The organism is Emticicia sp. BO119 (genome assembly GCF_013912375.1).
GTDB lineage: Bacteria > Bacteroidota > Bacteroidia > Cytophagales > Spirosomataceae > Emticicia.
The window spans coordinates 830921-855958 of sequence record NZ_JACETV010000001.1 but is presented as its reverse complement, the minus strand read 5'-3'; the positions used below and the strand labels follow the sequence as shown (position 1 = coordinate 855958).

39 protein-coding genes are annotated in these 25038 nt (G+C 37.1%); 6 read left to right on the top strand and 33 right to left on the bottom strand.

Annotated elements, in window-relative coordinates:
• The 31 genes from H1R81_RS03735 to H1R81_RS03585 form a co-directional block, all read right to left on the bottom strand.
• Complete coding sequence (locus H1R81_RS03735; RefSeq protein WP_181839327.1) at positions 1–279, bottom strand: hypothetical protein; 279 nt, start codon at positions 277–279, stop codon at positions 1–3.
• A 54-nt stretch (positions 280–333) separates the two neighbouring features.
• A complete protein-coding gene (locus H1R81_RS03730; RefSeq protein WP_181839326.1) occupies positions 334–534 on the bottom strand; it encodes a hypothetical protein in 201 nt (66 codons plus the stop codon).
• A 59-nt stretch (positions 535–593) separates the two neighbouring features.
• The gene (locus H1R81_RS03725) at positions 594–1043 is read right to left on the bottom strand and encodes a hypothetical protein (RefSeq protein ID WP_181839325.1); all 450 of its coding nucleotides are present in this window, start codon (positions 1041–1043) and stop codon (positions 594–596) included.
• A 3-nt stretch (positions 1044–1046) separates the two neighbouring features.
• Positions 1047–1601 (bottom strand): structural protein, encoded by a 555-nt coding sequence (locus H1R81_RS03720; RefSeq protein WP_181839324.1) that lies wholly within the window; start codon positions 1599–1601, stop codon positions 1047–1049.
• A complete protein-coding gene (locus tag H1R81_RS03715; protein ID WP_181839323.1) occupies positions 1573–1713 on the bottom strand; it encodes a hypothetical protein in 141 nt (46 codons plus the stop codon). The genes H1R81_RS03720 and H1R81_RS03715 overlap by 29 nt, the downstream gene beginning before the upstream one ends.
• Entirely contained in the window at positions 1710–1895 is a 186-nt protein-coding gene (locus H1R81_RS03710; protein WP_181839322.1) for a hypothetical protein, read from the bottom strand. The genes H1R81_RS03715 and H1R81_RS03710 overlap by 4 nt, the downstream gene beginning before the upstream one ends.
• A 1-nt stretch (position 1896) precedes the next feature.
• Positions 1897–2409, bottom strand: a complete 513-nt coding sequence (locus H1R81_RS03705; RefSeq protein WP_181839321.1) for a hypothetical protein — start codon at positions 2407–2409, stop codon at positions 1897–1899.
• Between the two features lie 78 nt (positions 2410–2487).
• Positions 2488–3138, bottom strand: a complete 651-nt coding sequence (locus H1R81_RS03700; RefSeq protein WP_181839320.1) for a hypothetical protein — start codon at positions 3136–3138, stop codon at positions 2488–2490.
• 361 nt (positions 3139–3499) lie between these two features.
• Positions 3500–4069, bottom strand: coding sequence for a M23 family metallopeptidase (locus H1R81_RS03695; protein WP_181839319.1), 570 nt, complete (start codon positions 4067–4069; stop codon positions 3500–3502).
• A complete protein-coding gene (locus H1R81_RS03690) occupies positions 4066–4686 on the bottom strand; it encodes a hypothetical protein (RefSeq protein ID WP_181839318.1) in 621 nt (206 codons plus the stop codon). The genes H1R81_RS03695 and H1R81_RS03690 overlap by 4 nt, the downstream gene beginning before the upstream one ends.
• 5 nt (positions 4687–4691) lie before the next feature.
• Positions 4692–5441 carry a hypothetical protein gene (locus tag H1R81_RS03685; protein ID WP_181839317.1) on the bottom strand — a complete coding sequence of 250 codons (750 nt, stop codon included), beginning with the start codon at positions 5439–5441 and terminating at the stop codon, positions 4692–4694.
• 160 nt (positions 5442–5601) lie between these two features.
• Positions 5602–6363 carry a hypothetical protein gene (locus H1R81_RS03680; protein WP_181839316.1) on the bottom strand — a complete coding sequence of 254 codons (762 nt, stop codon included), beginning with the start codon at positions 6361–6363 and terminating at the stop codon, positions 5602–5604.
• Positions 6360–6830: a hypothetical protein gene (locus tag H1R81_RS03675; RefSeq protein WP_181839315.1), complete on the bottom strand. Its 471-nt coding sequence runs from the start codon at positions 6828–6830 to the stop codon at positions 6360–6362. The genes H1R81_RS03680 and H1R81_RS03675 overlap by 4 nt, the downstream gene beginning before the upstream one ends.
• Positions 6802–7353, bottom strand: coding sequence for a hypothetical protein (locus H1R81_RS03670; protein WP_181839314.1), 552 nt, complete (start codon positions 7351–7353; stop codon positions 6802–6804). The genes H1R81_RS03675 and H1R81_RS03670 overlap by 29 nt, the downstream gene beginning before the upstream one ends.
• Before the next feature lie 313 nt (positions 7354–7666).
• Entirely contained in the window at positions 7667–7945 is a 279-nt protein-coding gene (locus H1R81_RS03665) for an ASCH/PUA domain-containing protein (RefSeq protein WP_181839313.1), read from the bottom strand.
• Positions 7946–8226: 281 nt separating this feature from the next.
• Entirely contained in the window at positions 8227–9102 is an 876-nt protein-coding gene (locus H1R81_RS03660; RefSeq protein ID WP_181839312.1) for a DNA cytosine methyltransferase, read from the bottom strand.
• A gap of 296 nt (positions 9103–9398) precedes the next feature.
• Complete coding sequence (locus tag H1R81_RS03655; protein WP_181839311.1) at positions 9399–10121, bottom strand: hypothetical protein; 723 nt, start codon at positions 10119–10121, stop codon at positions 9399–9401.
• A 222-nt stretch (positions 10122–10343) separates the two neighbouring features.
• On the bottom strand, positions 10344–11876 hold the full coding sequence (locus tag H1R81_RS03650; protein WP_181839310.1) for a hypothetical protein: 1533 nt from the start codon (positions 11874–11876) through the stop codon (positions 10344–10346).
• 142 nt (positions 11877–12018) lie between these two features.
• On the bottom strand, positions 12019–12456 hold the full coding sequence (locus H1R81_RS03645) for a hypothetical protein (RefSeq protein ID WP_181839309.1): 438 nt from the start codon (positions 12454–12456) through the stop codon (positions 12019–12021).
• 4 nt (positions 12457–12460) lie between these two features.
• Complete coding sequence (locus tag H1R81_RS03640) at positions 12461–12664, bottom strand: hypothetical protein (protein WP_181839308.1); 204 nt, start codon at positions 12662–12664, stop codon at positions 12461–12463.
• An 11-nt stretch (positions 12665–12675) separates the two neighbouring features.
• Positions 12676–13005, bottom strand: a complete 330-nt coding sequence (locus tag H1R81_RS03635; protein ID WP_181839307.1) for a hypothetical protein — start codon at positions 13003–13005, stop codon at positions 12676–12678.
• Between the two features lie 181 nt (positions 13006–13186).
• A complete protein-coding gene (locus H1R81_RS03630; protein WP_181839306.1) occupies positions 13187–13414 on the bottom strand; it encodes a hypothetical protein in 228 nt (75 codons plus the stop codon).
• 8 nt (positions 13415–13422) lie between these two features.
• Entirely contained in the window at positions 13423–13758 is a 336-nt protein-coding gene (locus tag H1R81_RS03625; protein ID WP_181839305.1) for a hypothetical protein, read from the bottom strand.
• Positions 13759–13769: 11 nt separating this feature from the next.
• Entirely contained in the window at positions 13770–14063 is a 294-nt protein-coding gene (locus H1R81_RS03620; protein WP_181839304.1) for a hypothetical protein, read from the bottom strand.
• Positions 14041–15009: a reverse transcriptase/maturase family protein gene (locus H1R81_RS03615; protein WP_181839303.1), complete on the bottom strand. Its 969-nt coding sequence runs from the start codon at positions 15007–15009 to the stop codon at positions 14041–14043. Before H1R81_RS03615 ends, H1R81_RS03620 begins: the two co-directional genes overlap by 23 nt.
• A gap of 255 nt (positions 15010–15264) precedes the next feature.
• Positions 15265–15597 (bottom strand): hypothetical protein, encoded by a 333-nt coding sequence (locus H1R81_RS03610; RefSeq protein ID WP_181839302.1) that lies wholly within the window; start codon positions 15595–15597, stop codon positions 15265–15267.
• Between the two features lie 5 nt (positions 15598–15602).
• The gene (locus H1R81_RS03605; protein ID WP_181839301.1) at positions 15603–16046 is read right to left on the bottom strand and encodes a hypothetical protein; all 444 of its coding nucleotides are present in this window, start codon (positions 16044–16046) and stop codon (positions 15603–15605) included.
• A gap of 15 nt (positions 16047–16061) precedes the next feature.
• Entirely contained in the window at positions 16062–16820 is a 759-nt protein-coding gene (locus tag H1R81_RS03600; protein ID WP_181839300.1) for a 3'-5' exonuclease, read from the bottom strand.
• The gene (locus tag H1R81_RS03595) at positions 16817–17266 is read right to left on the bottom strand and encodes a hypothetical protein (RefSeq protein ID WP_181839299.1); all 450 of its coding nucleotides are present in this window, start codon (positions 17264–17266) and stop codon (positions 16817–16819) included. The genes H1R81_RS03600 and H1R81_RS03595 overlap by 4 nt, the downstream gene beginning before the upstream one ends.
• Before the next feature lie 251 nt (positions 17267–17517).
• Positions 17518–17880 carry a hypothetical protein gene (locus H1R81_RS03590; protein WP_181839298.1) on the bottom strand — a complete coding sequence of 121 codons (363 nt, stop codon included), beginning with the start codon at positions 17878–17880 and terminating at the stop codon, positions 17518–17520.
• A gap of 10 nt (positions 17881–17890) precedes the next feature.
• Positions 17891–18124 (bottom strand): hypothetical protein, encoded by a 234-nt coding sequence (locus H1R81_RS03585; RefSeq protein WP_181839297.1) that lies wholly within the window; start codon positions 18122–18124, stop codon positions 17891–17893.
• Between the two features lie 67 nt (positions 18125–18191).
• On the opposite strand from H1R81_RS03585, the gene H1R81_RS03580 reads away from it, so the two are divergent.
• Positions 18192–18737: a hypothetical protein gene (locus tag H1R81_RS03580; protein WP_181839296.1), complete on the top strand. Its 546-nt coding sequence runs from the start codon at positions 18192–18194 to the stop codon at positions 18735–18737.
• On the opposite strand, the gene H1R81_RS03575 is transcribed toward H1R81_RS03580, so the two are convergent.
• Positions 18658–19446, bottom strand: a complete 789-nt coding sequence (locus tag H1R81_RS03575) for a hypothetical protein (protein WP_181839295.1) — start codon at positions 19444–19446, stop codon at positions 18658–18660. The two genes, H1R81_RS03580 and H1R81_RS03575, sit on opposite strands and share 80 nt — an antisense overlap.
• A gap of 12 nt (positions 19447–19458) precedes the next feature.
• A complete protein-coding gene (locus tag H1R81_RS03570) occupies positions 19459–19878 on the bottom strand; it encodes a hypothetical protein (RefSeq protein WP_181839294.1) in 420 nt (139 codons plus the stop codon).
• A gap of 119 nt (positions 19879–19997) precedes the next feature.
• Between H1R81_RS03570 and H1R81_RS03565 the strand changes: the two genes are divergently transcribed.
• The 5 genes from H1R81_RS03565 (at position 19998) to H1R81_RS03545 (ending at position 24983) form a co-directional block, all read left to right on the top strand.
• Positions 19998–20471 carry a hypothetical protein gene (locus tag H1R81_RS03565; RefSeq protein WP_181839293.1) on the top strand — a complete coding sequence of 158 codons (474 nt, stop codon included), beginning with the start codon at positions 19998–20000 and terminating at the stop codon, positions 20469–20471.
• A gap of 431 nt (positions 20472–20902) precedes the next feature.
• The gene (locus tag H1R81_RS03560; protein WP_181839292.1) at positions 20903–21280 is read left to right on the top strand and encodes a hypothetical protein; all 378 of its coding nucleotides are present in this window, start codon (positions 20903–20905) and stop codon (positions 21278–21280) included.
• A gap of 213 nt (positions 21281–21493) precedes the next feature.
• Positions 21494–23692, top strand: a complete 2199-nt coding sequence (locus H1R81_RS03555) for an AAA family ATPase (RefSeq protein WP_181839291.1) — start codon at positions 21494–21496, stop codon at positions 23690–23692.
• The gene (locus tag H1R81_RS03550) at positions 23689–24540 is read left to right on the top strand and encodes a retron system putative HNH endonuclease (RefSeq protein ID WP_181839290.1); all 852 of its coding nucleotides are present in this window, start codon (positions 23689–23691) and stop codon (positions 24538–24540) included. Before H1R81_RS03555 ends, H1R81_RS03550 begins: the two co-directional genes overlap by 4 nt.
• Positions 24541–24605: 65 nt before the next feature.
• A complete protein-coding gene (locus H1R81_RS03545; RefSeq protein ID WP_181839289.1) occupies positions 24606–24983 on the top strand; it encodes a glyoxalase superfamily protein in 378 nt (125 codons plus the stop codon).
• Positions 24984–25038 lie beyond the last annotated feature (55 nt).

The following is a 25038-nucleotide window of genomic DNA, read 5'->3' as shown; positions in this document are numbered from 1 at the left end:
TTAAAGGCTTTCTTCGATGTCCCCTGTTTTGCCCTCTTTGCGATAAGCCGCTAAAGCTTTGGCCGCAACGGCTTTGTATTTGGCAGGGGTTTCGGCATTGGTACACAAATCCAGTTTACTTTCAGCGGTTACGTGCGGAGCCGCATGACTGGCGAAGGTGTGTAACAATCCGTCTTCGGTTTCAACGTACCCCTGAACACCACTGTCGAAAATGAAAACTTTCTTGGCTTCTGGTAATTTTTGAAATGGTTTAATTTTATCTTTCATGATTTTTGACAATTTGAATGAGTTTATAGCTGCGGATAACTCCTTATTTGGCGTTGCTTCAGCTAATTATTTAGAATCTGGCTTTAAATCTTCTGCCCAAATAGTATAATTATGAGCATGACCACTCCATTTTGCAGAACCATCACTGCTAAATTTTACTCCTACTAAACGTGTGCGTCTTTTAGTCTCATAGGCGTTTGCAATTCCTAAGAGCGCGGTTGAGGCAGCTTTTTTAAGCTTTCCTGTCCATTTAACATTTTTTGCCATGATTGATATTTATTAATGACTCCTTATTTGGTGTTACTCAAGTTGAATACGATTTAATTCTAATCCACTCTTACGTTAAAAAGGACAGGGCCTTTACCTTGATACCGATAGGGTTTAGCCGAATAAGTATATTTCTTCCCTTTGTATACCATATTTCCGAATCTATCATTTGTAAGTCCGGCCAAATGGTCAACTTTGGCAGTTTCCTGACGGTTGACTACTACCAATAATTCTGCGGCCGCTTTCTTTTTTAGCATAGGTGTCCATTCAATTCGTTTTTTCGGAGTGATTGTCTCAGTTGTAACTTTCTTAGCAGGCGCTTCTTTTGCTGGTTTACCTCCTAACAAAGTCACATTCTTTTCGAAGTTTTTCTTTAAAGTCTTTTTCCAGACTCCTTTTGGATAAGTTGTAACTGTCACTTCCTTAGCCACTCCTTTTAACTGTGCTTTTGTTTGCTTAACAGCATTTTTCAAGGCTGTTTTATTACGGTTAAATTCTTTAGTTGCCATTGATTAAATAATATTATAAGCGTTTAAAAAATCTTCGTTTGAAATTTCATAGCCGTTGCCAACTTCCTGACGAGTGATGGCAATAGACAGTTTTCGGAGCGTTTCTTGTGTACTGGTTAGTGCCTGATCGCGAGGGATTCCCGTTTCGGCCGCTACAGCCCTAACATATCTTTCAGTTTCATTTTCATTGGCCGGAGCGTATCGGCTGATAATCTTTTCGATTGTGCCGTATGAGAAAATGAAGTTTTTCAATAGAATCAAGAGCGCACGAACCCCATATCTGTACTCAATAAATTCCTCGAATGCGAGGTCTGACTTTTGTGTCAGTGGTATTTTACCTTTCCAGGCATTAGCAGGATTGTATCGGATATTGCCGGGGTTGTTATTGCGAACCCCACGTGGCAAATTCGCCTGACCTAAATAAGATTTTTGTTTGCTGTCTTTTACAGGAGGTAACTGAGAAATAAGAACCCAGAGAAAGAGAATTGACCCGACAATCAAAGTAATAATGCTTCTTTGATTGTGCTTTCTAAACTGTGTCAGTTGGGGTTTTCTCATTTGCTTTTAAGGCTTTGTACTCTTTTCTCCAGTTGTACCCTATCCAAGTAATCGACATCACGGAAGCGATTAAGCTAATGACTACCGCGACTGTGCCTAGTCTGAGTTTCATTTTTTAAGCGTCGATTTGATTAACCAATAGACACCCAAAAACATGAGCCCGAAAAGCCCACCCACACCTGCGACAATCAAACCGATAGTCTGATTATCCAGAGAAATAGTGATTTCAGGAAGCTTTAACTTACCGTTTTTGCTATCCTGTACTATCTCGTAGATTTTATCTATATCATTCATCTTATTTTGCGCCTAATAGATTTAATCGGTTCACTAATTTCACTTTTACACCTCCCTGCCATTCTGGTATATAATTCGATTCCGAATCAATAGCGGCCGTCATGGTTTCCTGAGATTTTTTGTAGTACAGGTTACTATATACCCGATACACATACACTAAATCCCGGTCAGACATTGCATATAGTTTTCTGAAAACTGATTCTTTTGTAGAGGCAAGCGTAAACCAACCCTCTGTTACATCTTTTACCGATTTTGCGGTAATTTCCGCATCCTGTTTGTAGGTATCAGGGTCAGCGATGGGGTCACCACCAGTAGGCAATTCGGGAAGAGGAATATCATTCAAGGCCGATTTTTTGATTGCACGGACAATGAAAAAGATTATTACTCCACCTACAACCGCCAGAATCAACCAAAGCTTTAATTCTTTCTGAATCCGAAATGCGTTTATTCCCTTAGAAGCAGCAGAGGCTAAACTATCTATCGCATTTGCATTACTGTTTTTATTCTCTTCCATCCTTTTGGCTACTTAGAAAAATGGCGTAGCATGGTTTTCACACTACGCCATTTCTTATGACAATAAAAATATTTTAGATTATCTGCGACCTCGTTTGAGGGCTTTTGGAAGAATGCGCTTCACTTTTTTCGGCCAGAGCAGAGCAGCCAAAACACCTACAGCAGCAACGATACCACCACCGATAAACCAGTTTTTATACTTCTGGAAGAAGGTTTCTGTAGTTGGCGTACCATCAGCAGTAGCTTTTACCGGAATTGAACCGAAATCACCCGTTTTAGGGTCAAAGTAGTTCAAGTATTTGTGCGTGTTTGAAGAATCGGTCGTTACACCATCAGTTGTAGCAACGGAATATACCGCCGTTTCTGGGAACGTAGCTACTTGTGGGTCCCAATACACACCAGAAGCATCCAATTTAATCCAAGGCATACTAATTGCAGTAGCTGTATCGCCAGCATTTACCAAACCGAAGAATGTTTTCAATGCAGCTAAATCTGCCATATATTTATCTTGCGCGGCAGTTTCAGTGATACCACGAGAACCTAATGCAGTTTTAGGAAGCAAATCCACGCGGTTTACATCTGGACGAACTCTACCGTAGATTTTCAGACCTGCTGTGCCGTCGGTCGCTGGTGTAATTACATAACCAGCTTCAATACCAGAGTTAGCATTGAGATCAGATTTATAGTTAGCAATAAGAACCTGCTTACTGACGCTTAAAGTTTTTGCCATTGTCTAAAGAGTTAAATTTTTGAATTTTAGGCTCAAAGTAGAAGTGTCCTCAGTCAAAAATTTTCGCTCGTTTCCTCTCGCTTCCTGTTGTTTCCTCTCATTTCCTCTTATTTCCTGTCATTTCCTCTTTTTACGTTGATCCTTCCGACAGTTACGACGATATATTCAACCACTTGAGGGTTTTGATAGCCCTTAAAACTTCTGAATCCAGCATTAGCCAAATCCTTTCTATTTTGGGGGGTAAAAAGGTTAATAAACGTATGCTGCGACATACCCTCAAAATAGATTTCTCTGATTTGTTTGACGGTCGCGATACGGAAATTTCCAGTTTCGGAATTGTAGAGGGTATTAAAAATCATGGTTATTCAAATTGGTGTGCTACATAATTTGCATACTCTTCGGGAGTCATTTCCAGATACGTCTTACCTGATGAGGCTGTCAGAATTGAGCCAAAATAATAATCAGTCGGATTCAAGAAGATGCTTTTTGCCCGGTCGTAATGTTCGACGTGGATATGATTTAGCATACTTTGGTTATACGCCTTTGTAATATTCTGGGCATAGCCAATGAGTTGACCTTTTTTGACGATTGAGTTATTTGCCACAGCAGGTATGATATACAGAACATCTATCTGCAAATTGTTTTCTGCAAATATTCTTACTCCTTTGTACCCTTTTTTATCAGAAAGTGCATTTTCAATGATATTCACCGAACCAGAAAAGGGTGCATATACCTTTTGCCCCTCGGTAACAACGAGGTCAATGCCATAGTGTTTGCCGAATCCTGTCCGACTGGCACCGAAATTGCCGTTACCCTGAGAATCTACCCGGATTTTCAGAGGAGAAACAATGCTTTTCTTTCGGTTAAAAGCGAATAATCCTGCTACTGTAGCAGCTATTCCCGTAGCAATCAGGAGCGTTTTCTTTTTCATGGCGCAATGATATTTAAGAACTCCTCTCTGAAACTTAAGCTTTCGATTTCGGTGAAGGCTCTGAATGTGGGGTCTGTACTACCATCTGGATAGATGTTGATGCCGTTCTTAAGTACTTTAATCTCACATTCCTTTTCTTTATTCTCATAAAAGTTATCTGTGACTTTTTCAAAGCCTTGCACTGACACTAGCCATGCTGTAAATTCTGGAAATGTTTGTTTTCCTGATTGCATATCAGCCAAATTTTCATCTCTGAAATGCTGATGTTGTTGCAACTTTGAAAAGAATTTAGGACTTGGCTTTTTGCCATTTCTGGTAGATAAATCTTCCTGAATAAACTGCTCAACTTCGTTTTCCTGATTTTCAAGAATAGGTTTCTTCATCGCAGGTTTTAAGATTTTACCTCTGTTTTTAAACAAAAGGAAACTAACCACTCCTACTACCACGCATAAGAAAATACCAAGCACCCATTTCCAAGTATTGCTCTGTGATTCTTCCAATTGATTGCGGTATGGATATCGGGAGTGTTTCCATTCCTGAAACTTTTCCATCTGGAAACGATCGAATAATTGTGCGTCAGTGGCTTGACTTTGTGTGATTTGTTGGTACTGATTCATAAGAACTATAGTTTATTTTCGAAATATTCACTTTGTAAATAGGTTACATATTCTTCTCTTTGGCCGTCGATACGTAACTTTTTAGGCATAGTAACTAACTGGTCATCGGCGTGCAGGTAGCGCCATGCAAACTTTTTCTTAAATGGCAGAGGTTTATTTTCTACCTCAATTTCTTTCAAACAGGCACGAATAATTTTCGACGGTGTTAAAAAATCTTCTGGTATTGTTGAATCAATAGGTAAAGACTTTAACACAATATTTTGAAGTTTGCCTCTTAAAAATGGGTGCGCCTGGTACAGGTTATGGAACTGGTAAAACACCTCATTGTAATTGTTTACTGTCGTAGCCGGAAAATTCTTAATGGCAGTTGTTGCCTGATTACCGAAAATATCTCCCAAATCGTCCAGGATAAAAACATTGTATTTCATTGCTCCCGCACAGGCAAAAAAGGCATTATGGTCAAACTCTGCCATCGGGTGTTCTTTCTGGACACGTACCACTAAGTCTCTACTTTCGTATGCCCAATTGATGCTGGTAAATTCTTCAAGTGTGACAATCTCCGGTTTAATCCCCCAGAAATCTCCATAGGTATCATCATTGAAATTATGGTCTAGGATAAAAACAGGCTTTCCTTGCAGATAATAATTAAGAGCCAAGATTTTGGTGAAATGACTTTTCCCGACTTTCATTGCCCCATATACACCTGTGTTAGAACCCTTAACCAATTCAGTATCCGATAATCTTATCTTTTGCATTCAATTACCTGTGAAAAAAGTTGTGTGAATATTGAGAGCTGCATCACAGCCGGGCGTTCACATTTTATCTGTGAATAAATGTGAATCATTGCTACCTGGTCTATCCTGATGAATCACATCTGTGAAAATTAAGGCTCTACCATTTATCGATCTATCACACTTACACGCCTAAGTAAGACTCTAAAGTCAGGTCAGGAGAAAAAACCGCCCAGGTATGAAACCCGAATTGCTGCAAAGCAATGTCCCACATGGTTGGCATCTGCAATTCTCCTCTCTCATTCTTTTTCTTGAGTTCATCCAGAATCACATCAGCTACAAAATCACGAAATAGTTTCTCCTGCTCTGCATCATCTTTCATGTTTTCCAACTGCTCAACTTTTTCGATTTTGTACTTCGCTTTTTTGTAAGCCTTCTCATCGTCAAATCTTCCAGCTTCATACTCCTCAACAATCTGCTTACTTTGTTCCAGATTGTAACTAAAGAATTTCTGACCCAAAAACCTGATAGCATTTTTACCGATGTTATTTATCTGAAAAAACATCTGTGTTTTGTATTTAGCCAATCGTTCCACCTGCACTTCGTCCAATCGGTTAATTACCTGCGGCTCAAAAGCTAATTGCACTTGTCCAAAGTTTGGATTCAGGAAAGGATTCGAGAATTGTTGCATTGGCTGTTGTACAGGTTGCTGAGGAACTTGCTGTTGTACCTGTTCATATTGTTCAGCGGGCCTTTGGCTTCTGTAACTCTCAATGATTTGTTGATTTGTATAGGGTGCAGGTTTGGCAAATTGCAATCCTAAATTTGTAGCTACATTGGCCGCCGCCTGGTCAATACCTTTATTGACCAAGTTTTCAGCTACGCTTGTTACTTTATCGGTAGCTGTATTGAAAACTTTATCTAAAATCTTTTCTTTAAAGGTCATTTGGTTTCTTTGGCTTTTGATTTTTTAAAAAGGAAGAACATTGCTACTTTAAATCCGGCATTCAGAATGTTGCTTTTGGCATCTACTCCTGCCTTATATCTCCACAATTCCCACTTACGCGCCAGCCTACTTTTCTTTCTTTCGTTTTTCAGATTATCAGCCAGCATTTTTTCAAAATAGGGCTTTAAAATCGGTTCGAGGTTCAAAGTGTTTTTCTTAGAATCGTAAACCCCGATTGCTGTAAAGATTTGGAGCAAAGAAGTCAGGAATTGTTCATTGCGAATTGTGCCCGATTCTAAGGTATTTCGCAGAAATTCGTTCTCTTTCGTTACCCGTTCCAATTCAGCTTCGATTGCCTCGTGATACTGATAAAATCGTGCAATTTCTTCTAACGATTTCTCTTCCGATTCTATCACTACGATTCCCTTATCGGAGTACTCAATAACCGCTAGATACGTCTTCGTCATTTTCTTCGTCTGATAGGTATTGTTTAACAATCTGTACGGCTGTAGGGTACTCATATTGCTGAGCAATGTTGACAATCTCCCCGATTTGTTCTTCGGATAATCCTAATTCTTCGTATTCTTCTCTACTCATAATTACTATATTATCTGAGCCTGCATCAGCATAAATCTGGTCGTACTCTGACCTGAGTTCATCATATACCGCCCTTTCGACGTATTGATTCGGGTCAAATGCCTGAACAGGCAGATAGTTATTTATTGCAGATAATGACCGAGATAGAGAAGAAGCAGGAATTAACGCGCCTATTGCCAAAGCTTCCAAGATCTTTCGAAGTATTAATTGTTCGGATATTTGATTTTCATCCGAATTGAGAGAGACAGAAATCGCAGAAATTAAGGCTTTTTGTTTAGAAGTGATGGACACGCCTCCGATTCTATCATTTGCGGCATCAGCAATAGTGATTGCCTTTAAGCAATTGCTTACATTTTCAGCGATTTCTTTTGTCGGGTGATTGGATTGGTTCACGATTGGTAGATTTTTAAGACTTTACTAAAATTACAAAGTCTTAAGAATCGCTTCCAAATTATGGCCATATCAAACCATAATTGTCCACAAATAGCCAGATTGATATAAATTTTAACTAACCTAGTATATCCACAATTAGCTGACTTTGATTACGGGTAAAAGATTTGATTTTTCTAATATTAGGCACAGCAGATTCTAATCCATAGATAGTAATCCATCTTTGGAATGTTTTTTTTGAGCATCTATAACGTTGGCAAAATTCGTCTCTGTTTAGTGGCAAATTTGTAGTTTGTCCTGCCATAATCTTAAACTATTACAATGGCTTACTAAAATTGAATCCTACTATTTCTTCTGAAATACCCAATACACAATAACCCTCAATCACACCAAAAGAGCCACCCAATAATATATAAGTGATTCTAGTTTGGATATATCTACCAGTAAATTCATTCTTTTTATTGTCAAATTCCTGTAGCCAAAGCTTATTACCAACTTTAAAATTTCGGTCGTTTAAACGGACTTCAAACGTTTTTTCCTTTGCCCATACTGCCTGAAAATATTCAGGCCATGTTTTTAGTTTATGTAGTGCCATATTTATTAAATAACAATTTCTGTGAAAAATTCATTGTGAATTGTACCGGTTAAATCACGGCTGCCGAATCACATTTAATGTTTGCGACATTGATGCCGCAAACATTATATAAGCACTTGATTATTAATCAAGTATCTTTCTGAAAACAATCATTTATACATTTTTCAACTGTGACAAAATGTGAGTCTTTGCTACTTGGTCTCTCCTGGTCTGTCACACTTGTTTAAACTTGTCTGTGAATAATGCTCAAATAATTACTTCCGGAGGCTCACATTTTTAGATCAAACTGTGACAATTTTACTGTTATCATTCCAGGTAACTTCACGTTTTAATTGTACTCTTTTCCTACAAGCATCATTGTAACTTAGCTTTCTTCCAGAGACAATTCTACCACATCCACAGGCACATACTTTAGTATTAAAAATCGTCTTAGGATACCGTGAAAAAATGGCGTTTTTCAAATAACGTGCTATCACATACGAAACCCCTAAATGCACTCCGTTGCCTATTGCTTGGTACTTTGCTGACTTGGTAAAACTGCCGAGTTCAGGCACTTCGGTGAAACCTTGTAGCTTACAAAATTCTTCAAATGTCCGTCTGTCAGGTTTATTCCCTTCACTAGCTGTTACACACCTTTCACGTTTGCCATTATACTTGACAGGTTCAGGGAGTTCGATAATCCGACCGTCTTTAGTTCCAAACTGAAAGGTTCTATTGCGTGATTGTTCAAACCCTAAATCGGTTGGTGAGAGATTGAATCTTTGTACATAGTATCCCTCAATCTCTACATCAGGTACACGAGTTACATTTTCCAATAAGAACCAATCTGGCTGACACTCCCGAACTATTCGTTTATATTCGTCAAGCATTTCTTGACTGAGTGTACCGGGATTTCTATTCAAACCGCTAAAATCCTGACAAGGTGAGCCGCCTATGATACCATCAAACCGCCCAGGCACTCCTTTAAAATCTCTAATCTCACCATTTACAATCTTATCAGGAGCAGTAACTACAGTAAAGCCATTTCGCACAAAACCTGAATCAAGCATACCAATATTTGGAAACAGGCTCAACACTAATTGCTGAAAGCCTGAATCTTGTATTGATATTTTATCCGGAATAAACTGCATTAATGGCGTTGTCTTTGATTGTTCCATGGTCCTGCACGCTGTTTTTGGCGTTATAATCAGGAATGATTTTTCCTGTTATTTTCAAGGGCCTAAAACGCCATAAATGGAGTTAAGACCATGGTTTCACTCTTTTAATGGCGTTGTGATATCTACCGTGAAAACTATTACATTACCGTTCTGAGCTTTTTCACATTCAGATCTCATCACGCTATTTATACAGTCACTCGAGTCACGCTAAAGGCAGAGTTGTGAAATTCTTTGAATCCCCTGCCGCTGCGGAGTCACGCTTCGGTACCTGCACGCCAGTATTGGCGTTACTGCAGCTATTTCATCACCTCACGCCGTATTTGGTGCTCCTTGAGCAATTCTGCCAATAGTTGGTTTTGGAACAGTTGAGGTAATTCGCCAAAATTCTCTAACCAACGCTTCATTTTCTTGCGATATAACTGCCTTTCTCTGTGTCCGCCACCAAGATGAGTATAATCATGTAAATCGGTAATGTCAGATTCATGGTAATTCATAAATAACCATTCTGTAGCCAATCCTCCGCGTGTGGTGCTTTGATATTCATATAAAAACCATCCTTTTAGATAGTCTTTATACAAATCATGGGGATAGGTACAGATTAGTAAATCATTATTCGGATTATCAAGTTTAACTGCTACCTGTAATAATTCTTCATGCTCTGCGGGTATTAATTCAAATTCATATTGATTAGCCGACTTACGAGTTTCCATCAAATAAGGAGGGTCAATAAAATAGGCCGTTTTTAATAGACTTGGATTTATTAACTCATTTTTCAAAAACTCAATGCCTGATTGATTAACAACTTTATACCCTTCCATACATTCAACTAATCGTTCGCACACTGTTGGGTTCAGGTCAATTAAAATATTTTCGTCAGCCCGTTTCATTTTTCTGGAAATAGTAGCATTCCCGGCAAAGACTTCTACGAAACGTTGATGTGGACGAATATGGTTGATGATGGCCTGATAAGTTCCCTGTGAGCCTTTTCCGCCAAAATATGTCTCGAATGGTTTTTCCACTATAAAAAATTCATCTTAAGATTAATCATTTCAACTTTTGCTTCTTGGCATGCGAAGAAATACGCATGGATAAAGGTGTTCCAATCAAATTTCGGTTCGGTAAGGAACGAAACCCACCAGTCCGACTCAATAAGTCGGTCGGCTGTAATCTCATATCCAAGGGCTTCATTTTCCATATCTCCACCGGGGAAAACCTGCCAGCATCCGAACCGTTTTAGGGGCTCAGGTGCTTGTACCATACAGATTTCTAAATAAGTTCTGGTAATGAATCGTGTAGTCTTGCTGTATGGGTTTAGTGAGTAAAGGTTTTATGCCCTGTTTGCTTGAATATGTTACACAGAAGTCATTAACCCTAAATTCGCGTACATGCTTCTTGTCACTTTTGACGGCATCTACGCATTCAGTAGCTATGTAATTCCTACCAAGCGTACGATTATAGAACTTTTTAACAGCTTTAGGGTCACTATCCAATACGCGTTCCTCTTCAACTAATTCATATTTAGGATATTCTACTTCTTTTGAACGTAGATTATCAGAACAGCCCCAAATACGGCCCCGAACTTTACGGACGAGGAAAACGGGTTTGTATTCTTCCTTACTAACTATGAAAGTTATTCCGTCTTCCTGAGTAGCAGTAACTACATACTTTTTTCCGTTGGATTCTTCAAAGGTCTGATTAGCTAAAAGCGGAGCAGTTTCTACATCTTTGGCTATGTATTTGCATACATAAGAGGCTAACGAGGCAATATTATCTACTTTTTTAATATCGGTTGTATTAGGATTAGACCAGTTATTATCCTGTCCCATGAAATAGGCATCTCTTTGCATTTCTTCCGCTACAGCATACAAAGTATCTTCTGATACCTTACGGTTAAGCCGGGTTGCTTCTTTCATTTCATCCAGCAAACGGCTATATCTTTGCATCGAGATTTTAGGCATTTTCTTGGTTTTATTGAACCTGTCTGCAATTTTTCTCAATCGCTGAACTTCAAACATTTGTTGCTTAGTATTCACTACAAAGCCATTTTCATAGATAAACTGCATTTTTTGGCGATACCGGGTCACATACCCGAGTCTTTCAATGTATTGATTCCACTTTTTTCGAAGTCTGTCGTAGGGTATATATCTATCTACTATCAGGTGAAAATGAACATTGCCGTTTTTCTGTGTTTCTGCACGCCAGAAGTAGCATTGTACCCCGCAGCCTTTAGGGTTTCCTTTACGGTCAACTTCCTGAGACGCACTGGTTAACCATTCTATAAAAGGCATGAAACACCTATCTTTTATAGTTTGGTCTTTATGTTTTTGTTTATCAGGTAAGGTAAGGGTGATGAAAGTAGGATATACTTGATTTCTATTGACCTCTTTTTTTAAATACTTGAATTTTACGTTCTCTGAGATACTTGTAAGCCAATTGTCAAGCCTTTTCTTGATCATACGCTTAGTATTCGGCGAGAGATAACCATTATACAACTTATCAGTTTCTTGTAATAGGTTTTTTAATGAGTTCTGTGATTGAATGTATTTAGCGGCCTCTTCCGGGCTTCCTGGATAGGAAGCTTTTCCGAATTTGCTACTAACAACAATCACGTGAGGTTTAATAGTTGCAGTAGTTTTGATTGTAGCTAATACGCGGGTAGTGTCGTTATCATCATCATGACTTTTGCTGACCTGCTTTAGCATACTATTTTTCAATGCAGTTGCCAACGCCTTTTTTGGCGTGGCTACGTTACCGAAAATATCAAATTGACTCATAACCGATTTATTTAGCTGCATTTAACTCCACATTCGGCGTTATTGCCGGCATTGACGCCATTTACGACGTGAATGCATGGAGTCTCCGAGTTATTGTAAAAGAGAAAAAAAGGTAAAACCGAGCGTTAGACAAGCCAAAGGCTTAGAACATAGATTCCTGCTCGTTTGAACGTAACTTGGGCTTCAAATCCTCAGGAATGCCCCAAAGGGTATGTTTGATAGGCCAATGAGCATTGTATTGATGCCCTGATGGATAAGTAATTTTTGCAACTACTATCTTTTCATTAACCCTTAAGACTTCTGTTAAACGAAACCCATTATCAAAAGCCAAACCAACTTCTAATGGCAGATTGATTAAATCTTCATCTTGTGGAATAGCAAGAAATAACGACCTCTCATAAGCGTTTAGCTTAGGCTTCGCGTTAACTAAATAACCTTTCTTGATTAGAATGCTTACAATTGATTGAGAAATAACATGGTCTTTAGCCATACCACCATATATATACCTATCTACGGCTTTGGGATAATGTTCTAAGAAGTGTATGTATGCTTCTTGTTGCTTTTCAGTTAGATTTTCCATTTTTCTAATATTTCTTAGTTTCACCATTAGCAATTAATACCGCTGTAAAAGCACTACAATACATTGATAGTTGAGTTCCATCTTTTACATGACCTTTTACGAAAACATCGTTAGTATCGCCAAACATTATGTAATAATTATCAACCCCATGTTTCTTAAGCAATGCCTCAATATCTTGCTTTACTTCATTGGCTTTCTTGTTAGTCATAATTGAGATTGTTAAAAGTGTTCTTCAATAAAATCAGCTATTTCAGCAAATGATTTTAACCCATCATTCAATTCAATTACATCGTAAATACTGAATTCGTTAGCAGAATCATTCGGACTAGGGGTCGCTGTTGGAAGTTCTGCCCATTCTAAAACCTCGATTGGAATACTATCCCAATTTGAAATTCTAGTAACCTCTTGGCTATAGAGATGCATTAGCACACCAGATGCACAATAACAATCGCAATCGTTAATAAATTGAACTCGAAATTCATGAAAGGTTTGATAATATCTACCACTCCTTAAGGCATCAATCCAAAGTTGTTTTACTCTTGCATTCATAGAGTTAAGATTAATTTGTGTTTACTTACAAAGCGGTTAGTTGAATAGAATACCCGAAACTATCTCTAAGGGAGTAAATGTATTTTGACGGCACTATATGCTCGCTAATGAAAACAGTCCGGCACTTATGTAAAAATCTAATGGATTGAGTTTTTTTGCAGATTTGATAAGATAGTACTTCTTATTCTTCTCCTGCTTGGTTGGTATTTTCTTTTCCATATTCGTCCCAATGGTCGTTTATAGGTTCGTTCCAATCATGTTGCTGTTGCGCCCATTGAGAATAATCGAAATTGGTTTCTTCATTTTCCTCAAAGGCCGCTTCGAATACTGCCGTTTTAGCAGTGAATCCACAGGCTATACAAGTTGTAAAATTGCTGTGGGTTTGAAATCTGCATTGTCCATGACACATATCAATAGTTAGATTAAGTGAACAGGATTTATTGTTTTCTTCCACTCCTGAAAGTGTTGTGAATGCTTTTTGCTAATGTGGGTTTTCAGACCTGCAAAACCGTTGTAAACCTGCGCTGAATCTTGCGGACAATAAGGGCAGGCAAAATCTGATTTATCCGTTTCTAAGGCCGTAGAAGGCACAAAAATCTTATCTGCAAGAAACTCCAACATATCTGTTCCCGACTGATGGCATTTGATTCTTAACAGGTAAGTGACTGCCTTTAAATCGTCCTTATTTCGTGTTTTTAAAGCGGCTTGAATCTTGTCTATCAAGGTCAATTCGGTGTTCAGGGTCATGCTCATTTTATTGGCAATTAGGTAAACTGAAACATTTTGTTTTCTTCAATGATGGTTGTTTCAAAAGGAAATTTATCCTTTGGCACTTTTTGGATGGTAGCCAGTAATACTGTTGAACCTGTAAAAATGATATGGTCTTTTCCATCCATTTTAATTTGCAAGCATAAGCACTTACCAGGGTTGTGTTTAGAGTCTTCTACTTTATAAGTGTGTACTTCAATTTTTCTATTAAGCACTTTACTAATTTTGACCTTATCGCCAATGAAAGTGCTGTTTTCAGCAATGATGTTAAATTCTTTGAACTGGTTCATTTAATAGTTTAGTCAATAAGTTTATAGTGTCAGCATGTTTTGCCCAGCCCAGATAACTCGCTAAGGTTTCTTTTCCCTTACCCGCTTTGATAGCTTTTGCAAACCGTTTTTTAATCGACTTTCTAAGCAACGTATGCGTGTGAAAACATTTGTAGCCAACAAAGTCAATACCCCGGGCTTTAACCGGAAAAATCTGATAATCAGGTTTAATCTGGAGTTTTAAATTTTGACTGAGATACTGCCTACATTCTGATAGCAAAATGTGAAGCTTTAGTTTGTTGTCAGATAGTATCACAATGTCATCAGCGTAACGGAAGTAATACTTCACTCCTTTTTGTTCTTTCAGCCAGTGGTCAAAGTAGGTAAGGTAGAAATTAGCGAAAAATTGGCTGAGGTAATTTCCTATGGGTAATCCTGGTGCGCTGTCAATGATTTCATCTAACAGCCATAGCAAATCGTTGTCTTTAAATTTCTTTCTTAGTAGAACCTTTAAAATATCGTGATCAACGGACGGGTAAAATTTAGTAATATCAAATTTCAAACAATACGTTGTGCCTTCCACATCTTTCAAGGCTTCTTTCAGGTTTCGTAGTGCCGAATGAATGCCCTTGCCTTTGATGCAACTGTAAGTGTCAGCTGTAAAGACAGACATAAAAATTGGCTCTAATACATTCATTATCGCATAATGTGTGATTCTATCTGGGAAGTAAGGCAAACGATACACTTCCCTCTCTTTCGGCTCATATACCTTGAAAACTTTATAGTCAGAGGTTTGGTAGGTTTTATTGACTAGCATCGTTTGAAGCTTCAACAAGTTTTCGTCCTGGGTGGAGTTATGAAGAACTACCCCAAACTGTTTAGCCTTGCCACGTTGTGCCAGATTATCGGCCTTATACAAATTGCCAATGCTATAAACTGTTTCAAATAAATTTCCTATTCTTTTCATATTGCCTCTGCTTTAGTTAGTCGCGTTCCTGTTGAGTACCAGCGCCCGTTCAAACTTTTATTTTTTGGCTTGTTGCCAAGGTGTATACTGTTAAATCTTTAATAGCAGTGATGGGAACCTACATTCGAATTCGTGTTATCGTAGTTGTAGTCGTTAAACGCGAAACCAGAGCCAGAACCCGACGAAGCACTACAGCATACCACCTATTTCTTTATAGTACCATCCAGTCTTTATACAATCCCAAATGCGTTTCGCCTACGAATTCGGCCGCTTTGCGGCTTGGATACACGAGGCGGGAACCCACATCCGAATGCGTGTTAACGCAGCCGTAGCCGCAAACGCGAAACCAGAGCCAGAACCCGACGAATTTTCCATATCAAACCACGGATAATATTTAGCCTGGTCATAGTCGTTCCAGTCGATCAGTTTACCTTCGGCCTTCCATGCAGCCTGACTAATGACATAAAGTTTGTATTGCGAGGTAATCGCTTTGCCGTGTCCGGGTTCAATACCTTCCACTTGGGGCAAAATGGTTGGGTCAATGCCTAAGCTAATAGTAGCGGCTTCAAAGGTTTCGAGATTTTTCATGAGTTTTAATTGATGTATTGGTTATAGATATTTAAGAATTGTTTACCTGCATATTCGGCGATTTCACGCGATTTAGAACAGAGGCGGGAACCCACACCCGAATACGCGCCACCGCAGCCGTAGTCGTCAAACGCGAAACCAGAGCCAGAACCTTTAGCGTGAAACCAAGGATAATACTTATATTTGTCGGTATCATCATAGGTCATCCATTCTCCGCCATTCAAGGCTTTTGCAATGATGGTGAGTTGTCCATAGGCGATTTCATGGGGTTCTAAATTGTTGCGTTTATCAAGCCATTCCTGATAGTTAATACCTAGAAATTCAAAGGCATCTTCTACGGTTTTGATGCTGCGAAAACCTTTAGATTTGCGCTCATATTCTGTGATTTGTTCAGGAGTCAGTTCGATTTCTACAGTGTCCCCATCATTGACTTTTACTTTTGCTTTCATTGATTGTATGATTGTTTAATAGTGAAATTCATGTTCTTGTAAAATACCTTTGGCGATTTCAACCGTGTCAGCCGGAAAATTCGCCGATACCATCCATGCCAGAAAATCTAAATTTTCGTGTGCTAGTTTGCCTTTATGAGACTTGCTGAAATTGATAATTACTTCGCCCTGGTCGTTCGTAGTGAACTTGCCTGATAAATCAAGAATAGGTTTACCGAAATTGCAGAATTTATGCAATTCGTCCAGGTCATGGGGCAGTTCAGGATACTTTTGAATTTGTGCTTCAAATACATCTACAGTCCCTAAAATATCCGCTTCGGCATTGTGAGCATTGTTTAGGGTTTTACCTGTATAGAATTTTACAGCTGCACTCAGGGTGCGAGGTTCCTGAATCTTAAAGATATTACCAGCATCAATGAAGCGTCTGTTCTTGTAAGGGAAATACATACCCACACGGGCGAACTCATTAAATAGTACTGGAATATCAAAAGCATTAGAATTGAAGCCACCCAAATCGCATCCCTCGAAAAATTGAAATACTGATTTAGAAACCTGTCTGAAAGTCGGGCAATCTTTTACATCAGCATCGGTAATGCCATGCACTTCGGTAGATTTCGGAGGAATAGGCATTTCAGGGTTTAATCTTCGGCATTTGGTTTCTCTTGTCCAATCAGGATGGAGTTTGCATAGGGCCAGTTCGATAATGCGGTCGTTTTCCTTGTCTACTCCGGTAGTTTCACAGTCGAAAAAAACTATAGGGCGGTGAAGTATCATTGTTTTACTTCCGTTTTAGGTTTAGTAAACTTATTTTCTACATCTACATGCAATTGTTCCAGCTTCTTACTCAGGTTAGTCAAAATATACTCCTTACCGCTTTCAGTAATTACCTGTCTTGAAAGAGCATCATTTAATACATCTACCACGACTTTACGGCCTCTTTCATCAAAATCAATCAGTTTCTCTAAGCAATGAATAATCTTAGCCAAATCAAGCCATTCAGCATGCTCTGCTGTGCCTTTCTTGGTTGGAGTAATTCTATGCCTGACAATTGTCTTACCAGTCGGTATTAATGAGGGTGGTACATGTATCATTTTCAGGGATAATTTAGCTGTTAGTACAGGGTCAAATATTGTTGGAACAGAACTCAGATACTTATTTGAATCAATCCCTAAATACCTTCTGATGGTTAATAAAGGGTCGTAGGTAGTATTTGCTGCCATAGTCAGAATGGTAAGTCTTTATCTGATTCAGTGGGCTGACAGATCGTGATATAGTACCAGATAAAGTATTCTATTTCGTCTATCAGTTTTTGCAAAGCTTGGCTATTTTGAAGGTCGTCCATACCGGAAACGGTTGTATTGCTCTTTCAAAAAACTATGGATAGCGATTGTTAAAAACTTAAGAATCGCTATAACTACACACAGAATTAAAAGCGTAATTGGAAGTAGTGAGATTAGTAGAGGAAAGGCTTTCATAAGACAGGTTCGATAGTGACGGCAATAGATTTGCCCTCGAATTCTGAATAAATCGTTTTAGCGTCTTTTGAACGGGCCTTAACTGTTAAGTCGAATTCTAAACCCCACACTAAATGGGCAGCATGGAGGAAGTAAGTTTTAACATTCGCAATCGGTAGCTTACTCTGGGTTTGGCGGAACATCTGAGCGAAGTTGTTTTGCTCACTCCCTAACTCCAATGCTTTGGTTTCTGCAATGGCAATGAATTGTTCCTTTTCGGCTATAGTTGCTGATTGGTATCGTTGACCGATGATGTTGAAGATTGAAACGGGTTCGCTTTTATCGCTGAATCCGTTTAATTCTGCTCTGGGCTTTGTCATATTAGTTATATTAATTAAGATGCTTACGAGACGGTGGTAGAATCACACAAGTTTCAGACACCATATTTTCAATGGAAGTAGCAATAGCTCCTATGAGCGTTCCTTCTTTTATTGAGGCTTCCTGAGCCAGTATTCTACCATCGCTTATCAGGAACATATATTCTTCAATTCCATGATTTTTCAAAATCTCCTCAAATTCATCCTTTATCTGCTTTGAGACTTGTTCAGTAATCACGTGAGCCATAATTTTAGTAGAGTTAGAAATGTTATTTTTTTGGTATTGATTATTAAAGAAAAACTAAATATTTTGCGTGTCTCAAAGGCTAGGGAGAGTACACCACCCCTCCCCCTATATTCAACCTTTGCTGACTATAAAAATGCTATCTAAAAACCATTACATTCAATCCTTTCCAACTAGAGACTTATTCCTAAAATCTGCTATTGAGGCAATTAATAATTCAAAAGCTGCTTTTCTAATTTATAATGACGATAGCGGCGAACTTTCCATCAATTTCTATGCTTTGGACGAAAATCCGGCACCACTTAGTAATGAACTTTATGGCCGCAGTCTTCAATTAAAAAGCCCTGAGAAAAGAATACTTGCTAAAACCCACAAACAACCTGTTCCAAACCACAGCAGAACCCACTTCCTAAAAAATATTCAGACAATCCTCATTGACGCTAAATCTGTAGTATTGATAGTTGACGACATCAATGTATTGAATTTCTCATCGGACTTCTATTCATTTGGCTTACCTGAAAAGGGAGAATCTCTTTTTAACCTTGTCTGGGAGGCTTACCAAATTGCTCGGTTAAACAATGATGATGAAGATTTAGAAAACGAAGACTTCGATTAAACTTCAATATTGAATCTATCTGGGTAGTACTAGGGTTGGCCCAGTTGTCATATTGCCCCAAATAATATGCATCCATCTGAACATTTTGAGCAATAATCATAATATGGTCTTCTGTTATGGAGATGCTTTTAGACTTAGATTCTTTTAACAACTCAAGCAACTGAGCATTACATATCTTTGGCATTTTGCCAGTAGTATTGAACTTATTTACAATTCGCTGGAAAGAAGCTAAATCCTTTTCTAAGCGCTGTCCATCTATAGCGAATCCGTCTTTATGGAACTCAAGCATAGTTTTTCTGTAGCGAGTGACGTAGCCTAAAAACTCAATTGCATGATTCCATTGCGCTCGTAGCTTGTCCGAATGAATGTATTTATCTATTACCAGATGAAAGCGTATATTGCCATTTTCCTCGTAGTCAGCTTTCCAGAAGTAATTTTTTATATCATACTGAACAGAGAGCCGGTCAAAGAAGAATAAGAAACACTTCTCTTTAATAATCTGGTCGGTATGAACCTGTTTTGATGGAAGCGTGAGGGTAATAAATGTTGGATAAGGTTGAGCAGGGTCAAAATCTTTAGGCAAGTTTTTCAACTCTGCTTTTTTTGAAAGGTCAGCTAACCATTTATCCAATCTCTCTTTAATTTGCTTTTTGGTTTCTGGTGAGAGATGACCGTTATATACGCCTGAATGACTGAGTGTGCTATTCATATTGGTACAGGATTAATATTCAGCGATAAAAGTTGAAGCAGGATAAAAAGACTCTCTTTTCAAATTGACCCTACCTAATGAAGCATCAAGGCTAATAGCGGCCTGTGCGTATCCAAATGAATCCAGAATACTATTCCAATCTTTTTCTACTGCCGCTATATCTACCATGCCGTAAAATCTTGCGTGACAAATCAAGTTTTCATTTTCAGTAGAAATCTTGCTTTCTACCGATTCTACTCCAGCACTGTGAACCAATAGGATTGCATTGATGATGGGTAAGAAAATATTGTTTCTTACTTCGTCGTCTGAGTGCATTTGCTTAGAGGGAAGCCTAAGCGTAATAGCTAAACTTTTCATGGGAGAAGAATGATAGCCCGGAGAGACTTCGTTTAACTGAATGTCATTTTCAGTATTTATAGCGTATGTATTCATTTGTTTAAAAGTTAAAATTTGATATTGAAAATGATTGAAAAACTAAATAACTTGCTTATCTCAAAGGTCAGGGAGAGTCTTCACCCCTCCCCCTTTTTCCAACCTTTGCTAACTAAAAAATGAAAAACAACCAATCTACTGACGACAAAAAAGAAACTACTTCAAGGAACTCTGAAATCACTACTACACCCACCAACAGAGACAAATTCAAAAGCGACCTAAACAATCTGTTTGACGAGTCCACACATTTTATCGCAATTGGGCTTGATGAGAAAGCGGACACTGATAAAATGATTAACTTTAACCTTGACTTCGCACGAATTGCAAATACTTTCGACTACTATTTGCAACAATTTGTAAAAGACAAACTCATAACCACAAAATCTATTAAGATTAACACTGAACTTGATGATACTGAATTTGCAGAAGAGGTAAATAGGGTATGGAACCAGAATGATTACCTAATGGTAATTGGATTAAACAAAGACCTCTCCGCAGAACTTATCCCCTACGGCCTTGAAATTGAGCAAATCATAGAGGCTCTTGAGGGGGTTTTAGAACTCTTAAGACCGAAAGACTCCGCAAAACAATAGAACCTCTTTTAACATAATCTTTGGGAAAGAAGAGCTTGATAACTATTGGTCCTGTCAAATACTCCTTAATATCAATTTTTCGATTAATAACTATAGTAGTCATAAAATCACCTGACTTATTGGTATTTTTCAAACTCTCCTTTAGTTCAGGACTTAGCTTTGATGAATATGTACGAACTGTCCCAATCGAATTTGGGTCTAGTTTACTTTGAGCCTCTTTTTCCGCATTGGAACTTTCATGTTCTATTAGTGATGCTAAGTCTTTCATTTGTTAAAGGGTTGTTAATGATGAAAAATATTTACTTTGATTGATTGCCATTTCAAAAAGTTTACGTTATTTCGACATAGCAAAGTGATATTTCACACAAATGTAAATAATTATTTACATAAAAAGCAAAATATTTACAATGTATTTTTAAAAGTAAATAAATATGAACTATCAAAAAATCAGAAACAACATTGAAGACACAATTAAACAGAAAGGTTTAATTAGAGAAAATGTGCTTGTAGCGATTGATATACCACGTCAATCTTATTTAAACATGTTTAAGAGAGAGAGTATAAATCTAAACACGTTACAAAAATTCGCAGATTATTTAGACGTTCCTGTAACATTTCTAATCGACGGAAGTAATAATATTATTACATCTCAAGCAGAAAAAGATTTAGAAAGGAAATATTTTAAGGCAGTTGAATTACTTGCTCTAAATGGTATAAAATTAGAGTTGGGAAAAACTAAGGGTGTGTTATTGCCAACTATTGACCCATTTTTTTTAACCAAATTGGGTCATAAAGTAACCCACCCTTAAGAAATGCGAGTGCATTTCATGTTGTACAATATCTGTAGAGGCATTTTGTCAGTTCCCGGCTGGGGGCTCAACAACAAAAAAGCCAAGATTTCTCCTGGCTTTTTTGTTGTTATTTCATACTTCTCTTTCTTTCTTTTTCTAAGAACATTCTTTATTTTTATTCTTCCTATTAGAATTTAGTGAGTTTTATAAATACCCATTTCTTTTCAGAAAATGATACACTTAACACGTCCTCCTAAACCAGCTATTCTTAATTCAAAAGCTGTGGAAGGAGAAATTCTAAAAATTAAGGAATTCCATTTAAACCCTTCTAATGCTCAAAGTAGGTATAATCAATACAAACTATATAGGCAAAAAGGGGTAATGGAAATATTGAGAAAAATGTCCTTTAACAAATGTGCTTATTGTGAATCTAATCTAACCACAGTCTCTTTAGGAGAGTTAGAAACTTATAGACCAAAGAGTATATATTGGTGGTTAGCATATGAGTGGGAAAATTTATTTTGCATTTGTCGAATTTGTAATCAACTATATAAATCTATCTCATTTCCCGTAAGAAATACTCACCCACTTGATATAATGCAAACAAAATCTGTTCAAGAATTAAATCGAATGGAAGAACCTTTACTTCTGGACCCCTGTATTGATAATCCCGAAGAACATTTGTCTTACGAAATTAACTCCAAAGAGGTGATTATTATTCCGATTTCTGAAAGAGGTAAAATATCTATTGGAATATTGGGTCTAAATAGAGCCGAATTAAGAAAATTAAGATATGGTGAATATATTATGTTTAATACTTTTTTAGATTCTTATAATTCAATTAATGAAGAAGCATTACATGAAGAATTAATTAATCAAATTATAGAAAGAATAAAACCAAATACTCAATTTACTGGAATGAATAGATGGGCTTTAAACAAATATTTATCTGAAAATCCCAAATCACCCTTATTAAATTTCACCCAAATATTTGACTTTCAAAATAATTTACAACTTAGTATTAAAAACACTATAGATATTGTTCCCAAAACTCCTGTTAATGATAAATTAATCCCTTCAACGAAATCTAATGGTATTCCTATAAATAAGTTCTCATCTTGTAGTGTAAATATAAAAAATTTTAAATCTATTGATTTGCTAAATTTCAGGTTAAGGACTTTTGAAGAAAATAGGTCGTATTCGTTGGAAAAATTTCCATTTGAAGACCCTTCTAAAACCTATAGGGAATCGTGGATGTTAATTTTAGGTGAAAATGGTGTTGGTAAAAGTTCTGTACTACAGGCCATTATTCTAACATTGCTACCTGACACTTTGCGTAAAAAGTATTTAAAAGACAATAATATATTAAAATATGGAGAACAGGAAGGTTCTGTAGAAATAACGATAGATGAAACTACTATATATTTCAAATTTAATAAAGAAGGGGAGATTGAAAGTAATTTAGACTCTTACCAAGATTACTTAATAGCTTATGGGGCTACCAGGCTCTTACCTAAAGGTAATTTAGTAGTAGAACAGATTACCAGTAAAATAAAAGTTCAGAATTTCTTTGATTATAGTATTGCACTTACAGATGGCAAACGATGGCTTTTGGAATTACCGCAAGACAAGTTTAATCAAGCCTGCACATATATAAAAATTTTACTTTCACTAAAAAAAGACCTAACTAGAGATAGAGAAAACGGTGAAGTTTATACTAATGAGGATGATAATAATGTAGAGCTATCTCAATTAAGTGATGGGTACAAAACGCTATTTGCCCTGGCTGTTGACCTGTTAATTACATTTTCAACCCTAAGGCCGGATGCAAGATATACTGATGTAGGGACCTATGCAAGTGGACTCGTTTTGATTGATGAAATTGGAACTCATCTTCACCCCAGATGGAAAATGGAAATTGTTGAGAGGTTGCGAAAAGCTTTACCTAAAGTTTTTTTTATTGTTACCACGCATGAGCCCTTATGTTTGCGTGGTATCAGAGATAAAGAAGTAATTATTCTGAAAAAAGACTCTGAACAAAACAAAATCATTTCGTTAGAAGATATCCCACCACATGAAGGATTAAGAATTGATCAGATTCTTACCTCTAAATACTTTGGACTCAACAGCACAATTGATAGTAAAACTGAAGAAACTTTTAAAGAATATTATCTACTATTATCAAAAACTGACAACGAACGTACTAGTGAAGAAAATAAGAGAATTAGTGATTTGCAGGACAATTTAAAATCACTAAAACAGCTAGGTGATAATTTAAGAGAAGAGTTATTCTATTATGTAATTGATGAACTAATTGCTAAGAATATTAAGAATGGAGGGCTAAAACCTAAAGAAATACTTAAAGAAGAAGTAAAAAATAAGATAAATGATTTAATAAAAACATTGGACGAATCTTTATTAGAATTATGATTAAAGCAAAAAGGCAGGAGGCTGATTTAACCTTTGTTAATAAGCCAAAAGATTTTCACGACAAGCTAAAAATAGAGTTTGAAACTGCTAAAGATTATTATTCAAATCCAACGAAAGATAAAGCTCAAAAGCCTGAATTTACTTGTTACAGAAATCCTATCATAAAAAATAAGCTCATTGAAATCTTTAACCACAAATGCGCATATTGTGATAGTAATGTTACACACATTTCAGCAGGAGATGTTGAGCATTTCCGACCAAAATCAAAATACTGGTGGTTTGCTGCGGACTGGAATAATTTACTATTTGCTTGCGAAAAATGTAATAGAACAGGAAAAAATGACGAATTCCCCCTATCTAAAAATGATTTTATTTATACTTATTCTGAAAAGGAAAAGTTTATTGAAGAAGAAACTAATTATCGTTTATTAATTAATCCTTGCATAGAAGACCCTGAAAATTACTTTGAGTATGACTTAAAAGAAGCAATAATAAAACCAAGGCAAACAGTTCAAAATAATTCCAGAAAAAAGATAATGGCTGAAACTTCTATAAATGTCTATAAATTACAGAGAATAGAATTAGTACATGAAAGAGAAAAGGTTTTAATATTGTTATTGGCACAAATTGAATTCACAAAAAAAGCCATAGAAAATTATCAAAAGTTGTATAATTATCCTAAAGGATTAACTATTAAGCTTGAGGAAAAAGTAAAAAGGGAAATCCAGATACTTTTAGAATTTAACAACTCTAAAAGACAGTATTTGGGAATGGTAAGGCAAATATTAAGAGACTTTTTTGTTGAACATGGATTTAACATCCCTGAATCACTTAAGACTTCTGAATAATGAACCTATAAATTAATAAGTAAAAGATTTACAAAAGCGTACCATATTTTATTCTCTTAATTGCAATGAAACTCATCCCCCTCTTCAAAGTCCACAATATGCAGGAAGCAATCGACTTCTATACCCAAATATTAGATTTCAAACAGAAATACCCCGAAGAAACAGCCGATGATCCAGTAGTGGATTTAATCAATGAAGGTGCGGAGTTGCAATTAACCACCCATGAAAGTGAAACACTATACGGTAGTGTCATAAATATTCCGGTAACGGATATTGATGAAAGATTTCAACGCTATCTTGACCGGGGTTTGGATATTTCTGGCAAAGCAAACTCACCTGTTCACCAAGGCCCCATAGACCAGACCTGGGGTGCAAGAGAATTTTATGTAACTGACTCAAGCGGCAATACACTAAGATTCAGGCAGTGGATTACAAGTGAATAATCCGGTTTATCTTTTCTAAATAAAAAGACCTCCGCCATGAGCAGAGGTCTTTCCT